This window comes from Streptomyces fractus, assembly GCF_049844455.1.
Classification (GTDB): Bacteria; Actinomycetota; Actinomycetes; order Streptomycetales; family Streptomycetaceae; genus Streptomyces; species Streptomyces fractus.
Window position 1 is genome coordinate 780,509 of record NZ_JBMYHI010000002.1, and the last position, 11,479, is coordinate 791,987.

Genomic DNA, 11,479 nt, shown 5'->3' on the forward strand with positions numbered 1-11,479 from the left:
GCTAGATCTCTCAGGAGGGGTCACCATGCTCAACGCACTTGAGGTCTTCACCACCGTGGCACTCGGCGTGATGGTGGGAGTGGAGTTCTCCGTCGCCTTCGTCATGAACCCGATCTTCAGCGGCCTCCCCGACGACGCCAATCAGCAGGCCCGCTCGCACGGGGGCCGGATGCTCGGGGCCCTGATGCCGTTCTGGTACATCGGATCGCTCGTCCTCATCGCGATCTGGGCCGTCGCCGGTTGGCACCACGACGGCGCGGGTCTCGTCGTCATCGCCGGCGCGCTGCTGATCGTCAGCGTGGTCATGTCGCTGCTACTGCTCGTCCCGATCAACAACCAGGGCAAGACGTGGACCGCCGAGAACCGGCCCGCGGACTGGAAGGAGCAGATGAGCCGCTGGGACCGCTACCACTACGTCCGCGTCGCGGTCATCGTCGCCGCGTTCGCCGTGCTGGTCACTGCGCTGGTCTGAGTCCGTGGGGGCGCCTGGGGCTTCCCTGCGTGCCGTGTCCCTACGCGGCACGGAAGCGCCCGGCCTCCACTTCCTCGACCCGCCCCTGCCCCGTCAGGCGGTCCAAGTGCCGCCGCGCCGTGCGCAGTTCCACCGGCCGGATGTGCGCGCCCTGGACATGCGGGCGGTACACCAGCCGGCGGTCGGCGATCTCGTCCGGTGTGTGCGGTTCGCTCAGGAAGGCCAGCAGCTCGGTGTCCCGCTTCTCCACCACGGCGGCGTAGGCGTCGAGCCGGCGGCGGAATTCCGTGGCGCCCTCGATGACGCCCTTCTGGTGGGCGGTCCCGTACCAGCGGGCGTCGATCTCCGCGCAGCGCCGCATCGACGCCTCGAAGTCGACGAGGCTGCTGCCCACGTCGCCGTAGTACGGGCCGAACGAGGTGAGGTCGATGTCCGCGACGAACAGGAACCCATCGGGCTCGACCAGGAATCCGCTGTGGCCCGCGGTGTGCCCGGGGAGATGGACGACGGTCACCGTCCGCCCTCCCAGGTCGAACACCGCGCCGTCCTTGAACGGCCGCGCGTCCGGGCGGCCTTCTACGTGAAACTCGTCCCGCATGGCCGCGTCGACGGCGTCGACCGTGTCCGCGGGCAGTCCGAGCGCGGAGACGAGGGCCGCGCGCGAGCGCAGCGCGTCCAGGTCGCCGTGGTGCACGTGCACCGGCACGTCGTAGCGTCCAAGCCCTGCGATGTGGTCCTCGTGGGCGTGGCTCACGAGGACCAGGTCCGCGGGCGGCGCGTCGTCGACGAGCGACAGCGAGGGGTCGACGACCAGCGAGGCACTCGTGCCGCGTACGAGCAGCGAATTGGCGCCCGGGTAGGCGCCGTTGCGGGCACCGACGAGCACGCTGACCGCGCCGTACTGTGCGGGGGTGTATCCGGTGGGGCGGGGTTCCATGGTCACCGTTTCTATCGAACCGTGCCCGGAACCGCCATGAGGCATCCCCCACCACCGCCGACCCCCGCGGCGCTCCTCTGCTTACCTGGTCAGCCGCGCAGGAAGTACAGCACGGTCGTGATCACGGCCGTCGTGAGCAGGACGCCCCGCAGCAGCCGGGCGGAAAGGCGGCGCGCCAGGTGGGCGCCGGCGAAGCCGCCCGCCACGGCGCCGACCAGCATGGCCGTGAGCAGAAGCGGGGCGGCCAGCGCGTCGGAGGCCAGGAGGAAGAGCACGGTCGCGCTGAGGTAGATGGCCGCGAGCTGCGTCACCCGCATCGGATTCCCGGCCGCGGCGTCGAGGCCGAAGCCGATGCCCCACAGGGCCAGCATCAGGATGCCTACGGCTCCGCCGAAGTATCCGCCGTACACGCCGAGGAAGAACTGTCCGATCAGGACGACGCGCCCGCTCATGCCGACCGGGCGACCCAGCACCCGGTTCAGCGCGCTGGAGAGGTGGCGCCCGAAGGCCAGGACCACCGTCGCGAACGCGAGCAGCCACGGCACCGCGGCGTCGAACGAGGACGCGGGGAGCACCAGCAGAAGACCCGCGCCGACGGCTCCGCCCACGACGCTGATCACGGTCAACGCTCTGGTGGACGTGGGCCCTACCGGGGCGAGTTCGCGCCGGTAGACCCACGCGCTGGCGACCGCGCCGGGTACGAGGGCGACGCGCGACACCGCGTTCGCGGCCACCGGCGGCAGGCCGACGGCGACGAGCGCGGGCAGCGCCACGAACGTTCCGCCGCCCCCGATGGCGTTCAGGGCTCCGGCGGCGACACCGGCCAACAGGACAAGAAATGGCTCCATCACCCGCAGAGCATCGCCCGCCGACGATCTACGCCACAATGCGGAATCGACGTCCCCAGCCTAAGGCTGTTCCTTAGGCTGCGGCCCAGGCTGTGACCTAGGGCCTGTCGTTTGGATCAGGCCGGATCAGGGAGCGGGGGAATGGGGCCTCCCCTGCTCGAGCGAAGCCGAGAGCTTGGGGAAGCGTGCGATCGCAAGGCGGAGGAGGGAGTCGACGCGGAGCGTCGGCGACCGACGACAACGCCGAGGGGGGTCCCCCCTGCTCCTTAAGAGCTTGGGGGAGTGCGTGCCAGCCCCCGCGAGCCCGGCCTGATCCAAACGACAGGCCCTAGGCTGGGCCGGGTGCGCTACGACCTGGACGACCTGCGGCTCTTCCTCCACATCGTCACGGAGGGCTCGATCACGGCGGGCGCGCGGCGCATGCACCTGAGCCTGCCCTCGGCCAGCGCCCGGGTGCGCTCGCTGGAACACCACGCAGGAGTGGCGCTGTTGATCCGCGGCCGCCGCGGCGTACGACCCACGCCGGCCGGGGCGACGCTGGCCCGCCACGCGCGCGACGTACTCGACAGGACCGCACGCCTCGACAGCGCCGTCGCGAGCTACACCCGTTCCCCGAACGCCCAACTCACCCTGCTCGGCGGGGGTTCCGCGATGCACCGGCTCGTTCCGCACGCCCTGGTTCCGTTCCTCCGCGCCCACCCGGACACCGACGTCACCGTGTCCGAGAGCCGCACACCACAGACCGTTCGCAGGCTCGCCGACGGCGAGGCGGACCTGGGAGTCGTCATCGACGACGAGGCCGGCGACAGCGGCCTGCGCATGGAACCCCTCGGCGACGACTCCCTCGTCGTGATCGGCCAGGCGGGAGGGGTCCTCGGCGGGCGGACCTCGGTGACGTACAGCGAGGTCGCGGAGCACCCGCTCGTCGGCCTCGACTCCGGCTCCTCGCTGCGCCGCTGGATCGAGAAGCGGCTCGGGCCGCACGCCCCCGTGGTGCGCCACCGCACCACCGTCGCCGACCTGAACGTCCTCGTCTCCCTCGCCGCCGCGGGCGCCGGGCTCGCCGTCGTGCCGCGTCGCGCGATCGACCCGCGCCACCCCCTCGACGTATGCGAGTTGCAGGACCCGTGGGCCCGCCGACGTCACCTGCTGGCCTGGGGAGCCAAGGACGGCGCCGCTTCCCCGGCGGCGGAGGCGCTGGCCGAGCACTTGCGCCGAGCGGCACTGGAGTCATGATCGCTGACCTGCCATGCGCGATGCACAGCGTATGCCGCGTGACGCGGAATGCGTGATCGGCAATTCGTGATCCCGCCTACGTGATCCATAGTGGGCGGTCAGGAACGGACGGGCCGCCCGGGAGGCAGCGCAGTGAGCGAGCAGTACGTGGTGGATCTGCGGGACGTCGACGAGACACACGTCGCCGTCGTCGGCGGCAAGGGTGCGCACCTGGGCGGGCTGGCGCGGATCGAGGGCGTCCGGGTTCCGGCGGGCTTCTGCGTGACGACGGTGGCCTTCCGGCGCGTGATGGCGGACGCGCCGTCGCTCGACGAGCGGATCGATGAGCTGTCGCGCACGGATCCGGACGACCGGGAGGCGATCCGTACGCTCAGCGCGGAGCTCCGCCGGATCATCGAGGGGGTCCGCGTTCCGGACGACCTCGCGGCCGGGATCAGCCGCGCGCTCTCCTCCCTTGGTGAGCGGGCCGCCTGCGCCGTCCGCTCCAGCGCGACCGCCGAGGACCTGCCGACGGCCTCCTTCGCCGGCCAGCAGGACACGTACCTGAACATCGTCGGACCGGAAGCGATCCTCCAGCACATCAGCCGGTGCTGGGCCTCACTGTTCTCCGAGCGGGCCGTGACCTACCGTCAGCGCGCCGGTATCGATCACCGTACGGTCGACATGGCCGTGGTCGTGCAGCGGATGGTGCGGCCGGAATCGTCCGGCGTCCTGTTCACGGCCGACCCGGTCACGGGCAACCGCAGGGTCGCCACCGTGGACGCCGGTTTCGGCCTCGGCGAGGCCTTGGTCTCCGGCCTGGTGAACCCGGATGTCTTCCGGGTCCGGGACGGCGAGGTTGTCGAGCGGACGATCGCCGCCAAGCAGCGTGCCGTGTACGCGCTGCCGGGCGGTGGCACGGAGGAAGTGACGGTCGACGCGCGGCGGCAGGAGCAGCCGGCGCTGACCGACGCACAGGTCGTACGACTCGTCCGGCTCGGGCGCCGCATCGAGGCGCACTTCGGCCGACCGCAGGACATCGAATGGTGCCTGACCGCTGATGACACCGATGCCGGTGCCGGTGCCGGTGCCGGTGCCGGTGCCGGTGCCGGTGACGACACGGATGGCGGTGACAGCGCCGGGTTCCAGATCGTGCAGAGCCGGCCGATCACGACGCTGTTCCCGGTCCCCGAGCGCGACGACGAGGAGAGTCACGTCTACTTCTCCGTCGGCCATCAGCAGATGATGACCGACGCGATGCGGCCGCTGGGCATCTCCGTATGGCAGTTGACGGCGATGGCGCCGATGCACGAAGCCGGCGGTCGGCTCTTCGTCGACGCCACCCGGCGCCTGGCCGCGCCCACGAGCCGCGCGGGTCTCCTCGACGTCGTGGGCCGGGGCGATCCGCTGATCAGGGACGCCCTCGAAAGCCTCCTCGACCGCGGCGACTTCGTTCCTACGCTCCCGGACCCGGCACCGACCCCGGTCCCCGCCACGCCCCCTGCGGGCAGCCGTCCGCCCGCCCCCATCGAGACCGACCCGGCCATCGTCACCGGGCTCATCGAGCGCAGCCAGGAGTCCATCGCGGCCCTGGAGCGAGACATCCAGGCGAGGACCGGCCCCGCCCTGTTCGACTTTCTGCTCGACGCCTTCGAGGAGCACAAGCGGGCCCTCGGCGACCGGCTGAGCATGCAGGCGATCATGGCGGGCATGGAGGCCACGTGGTGGCTGAGCGACAAGTTGTACGAGTGGCTGGGCGAGAAGAACGCCGCTGACACGCTCACGCTGTCCGCGCCCGGCAACATCACGTCGGAGATGGGTCTCGCGCTGCTCGATGTCGCGGACGTCATCCGCCCGCTGCCGGAGGTGCTGGCCTTCCTCCAGGACACCGGGCAACTCACGGACGACACCTTCCTGGACGAGCTGGCGAAGCGCGCCGGCGGACCCGAGGCACGTGCCGCCATCGAGGCCTACCTGGACCGGTACGGCGTGCGCTGCGTCGGCGAGATCGACATCACGCGACCGCGCTGGCGTGAGCGCCCCACCACGCTCGTGCCGGTGATCCTCGACAACGTACGGAACTTCGAACCGGGAGCCGCGAAGCGGCGGTTCGAGGAGGGGCTGGAGAAGGCACGCCAGAAGGAGGCGGACGTACTGTCACGCCTACGCGTCCTGTCCGCCGACGGAGACGGGGACGAGAACGAGAACGGCGCCGGGGACGGGGCCTGGAAGGCCGACGAGACCAAGCGGATGATCGAGCGCGTCCGCACCTTCATCGGATACCGCGAGTACCCCAAGTACGGCATCATTCAGCGCTACTTCGTCTACAGGCGGGCGCTGTTGGAGGAAGCGGGACGACTGGTGCGGGCAGGTGTGCTCGATGACGCGGAGGACATCTACTTCCTCACGTTCCAGGAACTGAACGACGTCGTCGGCACGAACCGGGCGGACGGCCGGCTCATCCAACAGCGCAAGGACGACTTCCGTACGTACCAGTCGCTCACCTCGCCGCGCGTGCTCACCTCGGACGGTGAGGCCGTACGCGGAACGTACCGGCGCGAGGACGTACCCGACGGGGCGCTGGTCGGACTGCCGGTGTCCGCAGGGACGGTGGAGGGGCGGGCCCGTGTCGTCCTCGACCTGGCGGAGGCCGATCTCGAGGCGGGCGACATCCTGGTCACGGCCTACACGGACCCCAGTTGGTCGCCGCTGTTCGTCGCCGTCGCGGGCTTGGTCACGGAGGTGGGCGGGCTGATGACGCACGGCGCGGTGATCGCTCGCGAGTACGGTCTGCCGGCGGTCGTGGGCGTGGACGGGGCCACCAGGCTGATCCGGGACGGCCAGCGGATCCGGGTGCACGGGGCGGACGGATACGTCGAACTCCTGGAGTGATCTGACCCTTGAACCGTGGCGTCGCTCCCGCCCGGCCCTTCCCACCATCGACCGAGACACACACGAAGGCACACGTGACCGAACCGCCCGAGACCGCCGCCACCCTGCGCGCGTTCATCGCCCTCGCGCCGCCCGACGACGCGAAGGACGAACTGGCGCTCGCTCTGCGCCCGGTGTACGCCGCGCACCCCCGCCTGCGGCAGAACCGCGTCGAGGACTGGCACATCACGCTGGCGTTCCTCGGCGAACAGCCGGTGGAGACGATCCGGCGGCTCCGCCAGCCGCTCGCCGACGTCGCGGCCGCCCACCCCTCCCCCGAACTGGCGCTGCGCGGCGGCGGGCACTTCGACGCACGGGTGTTGTGGAGCGGTGTGGAGGGTGACCTGGACGGCCTGCACGCATTGGCCGACGCGGTCCGGAAGCAGGTCGGGGGCTGCAGGATCGATCTCCCGGAGCGTCCGCTGCGCCCTCACCTGACGCTGGCCCGCGCCCGTCGCCACGACACGACGTCCGTGCCCGAGGCGGCCGCCGCCCTCGGCGACTTCACCGGCCGCCGCTGGCGCTCGCTCCGCCTCCACCTGGTCGGCAGCATCCCCGGGAACGCGTCCACGCCGAGGCGCTACCAGGACATAGCGGCATGGGAATTCGCGGGCGGGTCCGCGGAGCCGCCGAAGTCCTGAGGGCTACACCTTGTCGATGGCGAACAGTTCGAGATGCCCGCACTTAGGGCAGCGCAGCGCCTCGATCCGTCGGCGGGGCCGGCCGAGCCGCTTGGCGCCGCCGAAGATGCCACGCTCCAACGCGCCCTCGATCCAACGCGCGTAGCCACGGGAGTGCTCCCCCGCGTCCTCGATGAATCCGTCTTCCAGGCCGCCGGTGCCGCAATGGGTACAGGTGTTGTCCGTCACCGTGCCAGCTTAAGAGGCGGGGTCGGATGCGGGTTCACGGGGCGTCGCTCTGTACGTACGTACCCGTGTCGTCGCGCCCCCGGGACAGCATGCGGGAGGTCTGCGCGGACTTCGAGGTCGAACTGCGAGAGTTCAACGGCGAGCACGACCACATCCACCTGCTCGTGCACTACCCGCCGAAGGTCGCCCTGTCGAAACTGGTCAACTCCCTCAAGGGCGTCTCCTCGCGCCGCCTGCGCCAGGAGTTCGAACCCCACGTGCGCCGCCACCTGTGGGGCGGACGCTTCTGGTCCGGCTCCTACTTCGCCGCCTCCTGCGGCGGCGCACCTCTCCCCGTGGTCAAGCAGTACATCCGACAGCAACAGCGCCCCACCCGACCCGGCAAAAGTCCGGCTCCGCCGCAACACCACCCATGACGCTCCGCGTCGGCACGTGAAACAACCCACCACTACGGCACTCCGCACCACTGTCACCAGATCGGTTTCACCTCCGCCATGAACGGGCGGAGCAATACCGATGAAGTTGGTAGAACTGGTCGAGTTCCACGGCGTCGTCCTGGAGGCGTGCGAGGTGTGGCATGTGCAGCTCGGGCATGCGGTGCGGCATGGCCCAGCGGCCCTGGTCGTCGGTGAGGACGACGACGAAGTTCAGCGGCTGGGCGGAGGGTTGTCCGGTCACGCCGAGGGCCCGGTCGGCGGCCATGCGACGAGGCCGTCGAGGTTGGCGGGTCGATAGCCGGAGCCCTTGAGTACCTTGCCGTCGCCGCGACGCAGGACACGGCCGTCCGCGTCGAGTTTGCTCATGTTGGACCGGTGGACCTCGGCGAACACGGCCGGCAGGTCGATTCCCAGCGCGTCGGCGGCGCCGTAGGTGACGTAGAGGACGTCGGCCAGCTCCTTGGCCACCGCCGTGTACGCGGCGAGCGGATCCTCGCCCTCCCGCAGGGCACTGGCGAGTTCGGTCAGCGCCTCGGCCGCTTCGCCCGCCTCCTCCGTCAGCAACGTCCGCCGATGTTCGGCCAGTTCGGGGCTCTCGGCCTTGGCCGTGCCGTCGAACGTCTCACGGAACTCGGCGACGCGCCGCATTGGTTCATGGTCCATGTGCCGACCCTAAGTGTTGGCTCTGGGACGGTTCGGCCGTGGGTGGCGCCTCACTCGATCCAGCGGGCCGCGGCCTCGTAGGTGGTGTCCGGGGCGCTGTTGAACGCGATGGCCGCGGCCGGCGCGTATCGCCGCACCAGGTTGACGACCAGTTCCAGCAGTTCGGCCTGGTCGTCCGAGTGGCGCAGGCCCCCGCCGAGGGTGACGCACTCCCATGGGCGGGCGCGCAGCGCGTTCCCGATGACGGCTTCCACGTCGTCGCTTCCATCGAGGCCGATCAGACAGGTCTCCACGCCCACGCCGTGTTCGGCGAACTTCGCGAGTCCCGCCTCGATCGCCTTGACCACGGGCTCGGGATCCCACGGCCCGGGCACCCGGCGCGGGTCGAGCCCGATGACCAGGACGCGCGGTGACGCGGTGGTGTCCATGTCTTGACGGTACGCGCCGGATACGTCGGGCGGCGGGGGAAGACGCGTAGAGCGCGGGCGATGTCGGCCTCAGGCCGCGGAGTCGCCCGGCTGCAACGCGAACGCGTTCAAGGTCAGCGACAGGCATGCCGTCAACCGTTGTCCGTACGGCACGTGCAGGGACTCGTTCGGGCCGTGGGCGTTCGCGCCCGGGCCGAGGACTCCGCACGCCAGGAACTGGGCCGCGGGGAACTGCCGGCTCAGTTTGCCCATCAAGGGGATCGTGCCGCCCTGGCCGATGCGGGCGGCGTCCGCACCGTCGAAGCAGGCGCGGCTCGCGTCGGACAGCGCCTCGCGGAGCCAGGGCCGCTCCGGCGGGGCGTGCCAGCCGTCGGCCAGGACCCGGTCGGGCGTGAAGCGGACCGACGCACCGTGTGGGGGCGCGTCCTCCAGGAGGCGTGCCACCGCCGCGAGTGCCTTCGCGCTGTCCACCGACGGAGGCAGTCTGAGCGAGAGTTTGACCCTGGTGTGCGGGCGCAGCACGTTGCCCGCCGACGCGACGGGCGGCAGGCCGTCGGCGCCGGTGACCGCCAGGCTCGGGCGCCACGCGCGCGCCAGCAGCAGTTCCTCGGGGTCGTGCGAGACCGGTCCCGTGCTGTGGCCGGTCTCGTCCTCGTACCAGTCGAAGCGCCGCCAGACCTGGTCGCCGAGGAGGGCCGCCGCCTCGGCGGCCTGGGCGCGGCGCTCGGCGGGCACCGCGCAGTGCACCTCGTCGGGGCGCAAGGTGCCCGTTCCGCTGTCCTCCAGGCGGTCCATCAGGTGGCGCAGGATGCGGAACGTCGACGGGACGACGCCTCCCGCGTCCCCGGAGTGCGCACCGTCGTCGAGCACGCGCACGTCGAGCGTGCCGCCGCAGTGGCCGCGCAGGGACGTGACGAGCCACAGCCGTTCGTAGTCGCCCGCGCCGGAGTCGAGACACACCACCAGGCCGACCTCGCCGATCCGCGGGGCGAGTTCGGCGAACCAGTGGTCGAGGTCGGGGCTGCCCGACTCCTCGCCCGCCTCGAAGACGCCGACGCACCGCGGGCGGGCTGCTCCCTGTGCGGCGAGGGCCCGTACGGCGGTCAGTGCCGCGGGCAGCGCGTAGCCGTCGTCGGCGCCGCCGCGCCCGTAGAGGCGTGTGCCGTCGAAGACCGGCTCCCACGCGCTCAGTTCCTCGTCCCAGCCGTCGCCCTCGGGCTGCTTGTCCAAGTGACCGTAGAAGAGGACCGTTTCGTCGGACCGTGCGCCGTGGCCGGGGATCTCGAAGAAGACGAGCGGGGTGCGTCCCGGTGCGCGCAGGACCTCGACCCGCAGGCCCGGGAGTTCCTCTATGGAGCGCAGCCACGCCGCGGCGGCCTCCACGGCCCGGTCCAGGAATCCGCGGGACTCCCACTCCGGGTCGTAGGCCGGGCTGACCGCCGGGACGCGGATGTGCTCCCGTACGAGCGGGAGGACGTCCTCGTCCCAGCTCGTCGCGCAGAAGTCCCGTACGGCACCGGGGTCCGCGGTGCGGGCCTGCTCAGGCATCGGCGAGCACCTTCGCGGCCGGGGCGAACGAGAAGCCGAGCAGTTCCTCGATCGGCGCGTACAGCTCGGGCATGTACATCGTGGAGGAGAGGAGGAGGTTCGCCGCCGGGGCCACCAGGACGCCGACCTCCTTGCCGACCTTGACGTCTGCGGACGCCAGCGGCTGCCCGGCCTCGTCGAACGTCGTGATGAGGTCGGGGAACGACGCCTTGCGCTCGCCGGCCACCTCGAAGGTCATGTACTCGTTGACGAAGTGCAGCGTCGTGCCCGCCGCGTCGTCCAGGACGGCGACGCCGATGTCCAGGCCCTCTCGCTGTTCGCAGCGGTACTCGCGGACCGTGCCGGTGACCGCGATCTCGCCGCCGAGGTGCGCGGCCGCCCCCGCCGGTCCCTCCGCGAGGAAGCGGCGGCCGAGCTCGATCGCGAAGCCGATCGCGCCGGGGGCGCCGTGCCGTGTGGCGTAGCCGACCTCGACGGGGTTGCGGGCCACGCCCACCCAGCCGCCTGCCTCGACCGAGGCGCGGCGGATCACGTTGGAGGTGGCGTCGAGGGTGCCGGTGACGGCGCCCTCGACGTACGTGTACGGCTTGCCGCCCGCGTAGCCCTGGTAGGAGCGGTAGCCGTCCTGCGCGTGCAGGCCCATCGCGCCCATCTGGCTGGACGGGTGGGCACGGCCGTTGCAGGCCAGGTCGATGACGGGCAGGCCGGTCATCGCGGAGTGGAACCAGCCGTTGATGGTGGTCTCGGCGCCGTTCTCGTTGGTGTGGATGGCGGCGAGCGGGCCCGGCAGGTCGCGGCGCAGCAGTTCGAGGGCGCGCAGCAGGTGGGTGGGCAGCACCTGCGGGTCGGGGGCCGCGGGGGCGCCGACCAGGGCGACGGTCGCGGTGAGCGCGTCGTCGGCGAACTCGTCGGCGCTCCACAGCTCGGGCGTGCCCACCTCCAGGGCGAGGCCGGCCGTGCGCAGGCCCCGCTCGACGAATCCGCCGCCTCCGCCGCCGAGCACGGCTCCGCCGTAGACGGCTGCCTTGAGGTCGTCGTGCGTCAACTGTCGCTTCACGGGGGTCTCCTGGGTGGTTCTGGGTGTACGGGTGGTGCGAGTGGTACGGGCATACGGGAGTGCGGGAGTGCGGG

At 71.5% G+C, this 11,479-nt stretch carries 13 protein-coding genes; 5 read left to right on the forward strand and 8 right to left on the reverse strand.

Features of this window, described 5'->3' with window-relative positions; genetic code table 11:
- The first annotated feature begins 25 nt into the window (after window positions 1–25).
- Entirely contained in the window at window positions 26–472 is a 447-nt protein-coding gene (locus ACP4E5_RS05650; protein ID WP_425825607.1) for an anthrone oxygenase family protein, read from the forward strand.
- A 40-nt stretch (window positions 473–512) separates the two neighbouring features.
- Here ACP4E5_RS05650 and ACP4E5_RS05655 read toward each other — a convergent pair whose 3' ends face one another.
- Window positions 513–1,409, reverse strand: coding sequence for an MBL fold metallo-hydrolase (locus ACP4E5_RS05655; protein WP_425841109.1), 897 nt, complete (start codon window positions 1,407–1,409; stop codon window positions 513–515).
- 89 nt (window positions 1,410–1,498) lie between these two features.
- Entirely contained in the window at window positions 1,499–2,257 is a 759-nt protein-coding gene (locus ACP4E5_RS05660) for a sulfite exporter TauE/SafE family protein (protein ID WP_425825608.1), read from the reverse strand.
- Window positions 2,258–2,599: 342 nt separating this feature from the next.
- Between ACP4E5_RS05660 and ACP4E5_RS05665 the strand changes: the two genes are divergently transcribed.
- The 3 genes from ACP4E5_RS05665 to thpR all read left to right on the forward strand — a co-directional run bounded on the left by ACP4E5_RS05665 (window position 2,600) and on the right by thpR (window position 7,044).
- Window positions 2,600–3,493 (forward strand): LysR family transcriptional regulator, encoded by an 894-nt coding sequence (locus ACP4E5_RS05665; protein ID WP_425825609.1) that lies wholly within the window; start codon window positions 2,600–2,602, stop codon window positions 3,491–3,493.
- A gap of 132 nt (window positions 3,494–3,625) precedes the next feature.
- Window positions 3,626–6,364, forward strand: coding sequence for a rifamycin-inactivating phosphotransferase (rph, locus tag ACP4E5_RS05670; RefSeq protein ID WP_425825610.1), 2,739 nt, complete (start codon window positions 3,626–3,628; stop codon window positions 6,362–6,364).
- 74 nt (window positions 6,365–6,438) lie between these two features.
- Window positions 6,439–7,044 (forward strand): RNA 2',3'-cyclic phosphodiesterase, encoded by a 606-nt coding sequence (gene thpR / locus ACP4E5_RS05675; protein WP_425825611.1) that lies wholly within the window; start codon window positions 6,439–6,441, stop codon window positions 7,042–7,044.
- Between the two features lie 3 nt (window positions 7,045–7,047).
- Here the strand turns inward: thpR and ACP4E5_RS05680 are convergent, their stop codons facing one another.
- Entirely contained in the window at window positions 7,048–7,272 is a 225-nt protein-coding gene (locus ACP4E5_RS05680; protein ID WP_425825612.1) for a hypothetical protein, read from the reverse strand.
- 26 nt (window positions 7,273–7,298) lie between these two features.
- Here ACP4E5_RS05680 and tnpA point away from each other — a divergent pair, with 26 nt between their 5' ends.
- Window positions 7,299–7,688 (forward strand): IS200/IS605 family transposase, encoded by a 390-nt coding sequence (gene tnpA, locus ACP4E5_RS05685; RefSeq protein ID WP_425825613.1) that lies wholly within the window; start codon window positions 7,299–7,301, stop codon window positions 7,686–7,688.
- A gap of 67 nt (window positions 7,689–7,755) precedes the next feature.
- On the opposite strand, the gene ACP4E5_RS05690 is transcribed toward tnpA, so the two are convergent.
- The 5 genes from ACP4E5_RS05690 to ACP4E5_RS05710 all read right to left on the reverse strand — a co-directional run bounded on the left by ACP4E5_RS05690 (window position 7,756) and on the right by ACP4E5_RS05710 (window position 11,405).
- Window positions 7,756–7,974 carry a hypothetical protein gene (locus ACP4E5_RS05690; RefSeq protein WP_425825614.1) on the reverse strand — a complete coding sequence of 73 codons (219 nt, stop codon included), beginning with the start codon at window positions 7,972–7,974 and terminating at the stop codon, window positions 7,756–7,758.
- Window positions 7,947–8,372 (reverse strand): pyrophosphohydrolase domain-containing protein, encoded by a 426-nt coding sequence (locus ACP4E5_RS05695; RefSeq protein WP_425825615.1) that lies wholly within the window; start codon window positions 8,370–8,372, stop codon window positions 7,947–7,949. Before ACP4E5_RS05695 ends, ACP4E5_RS05690 begins: the two co-directional genes overlap by 28 nt.
- A gap of 50 nt (window positions 8,373–8,422) precedes the next feature.
- On the reverse strand, window positions 8,423–8,800 hold the full coding sequence (locus ACP4E5_RS05700) for a hypothetical protein (RefSeq protein ID WP_425825616.1): 378 nt from the start codon (window positions 8,798–8,800) through the stop codon (window positions 8,423–8,425).
- Between the two features lie 69 nt (window positions 8,801–8,869).
- On the reverse strand, window positions 8,870–10,348 hold the full coding sequence (locus ACP4E5_RS05705; protein WP_425825617.1) for a M20/M25/M40 family metallo-hydrolase: 1,479 nt from the start codon (window positions 10,346–10,348) through the stop codon (window positions 8,870–8,872).
- Window positions 10,341–11,405, reverse strand: coding sequence for an S-methyl thiohydantoin desulfurase domain-containing protein (locus ACP4E5_RS05710; RefSeq protein WP_425825618.1), 1,065 nt, complete (start codon window positions 11,403–11,405; stop codon window positions 10,341–10,343). Before ACP4E5_RS05710 ends, ACP4E5_RS05705 begins: the two co-directional genes overlap by 8 nt.
- Between the last annotated feature and the right edge of the window lie 74 nt (window positions 11,406–11,479).

Bases quoted from the DNA above. Each gene is read 5' to 3' on its own strand.
- ACP4E5_RS05650 (WP_425825607.1), top strand. From the start codon at position 26: ATGCTCAACGCACTTGAGGTCTTCACCACCGTGGCACTCGGCGTGATG.
- ACP4E5_RS05655 (WP_425841109.1), bottom strand. From the start codon at position 1,409: ATGGAACCCCGCCCCACCGGATACACCCCCGCACAGTACGGCGCGGTC.
- ACP4E5_RS05660 (WP_425825608.1), bottom strand. From the start codon at position 2,257: ATGGAGCCATTTCTTGTCCTGTTGGCCGGTGTCGCCGCCGGAGCCCTG.
- tnpA (WP_425825613.1), top strand. From the start codon at position 7,299: ATGCGGGTTCACGGGGCGTCGCTCTGTACGTACGTACCCGTGTCGTCG.
- ACP4E5_RS05690 (WP_425825614.1), bottom strand. From the start codon at position 7,974: ATGGCCGCCGACCGGGCCCTCGGCGTGACCGGACAACCCTCCGCCCAG.
- ACP4E5_RS05695 (WP_425825615.1), bottom strand. From the start codon at position 8,372: ATGGACCATGAACCAATGCGGCGCGTCGCCGAGTTCCGTGAGACGTTC.
- ACP4E5_RS05700 (WP_425825616.1), bottom strand. From the start codon at position 8,800: ATGGACACCACCGCGTCACCGCGCGTCCTGGTCATCGGGCTCGACCCG.
- ACP4E5_RS05705 (WP_425825617.1), bottom strand. From the start codon at position 10,348: ATGCCTGAGCAGGCCCGCACCGCGGACCCCGGTGCCGTACGGGACTTC.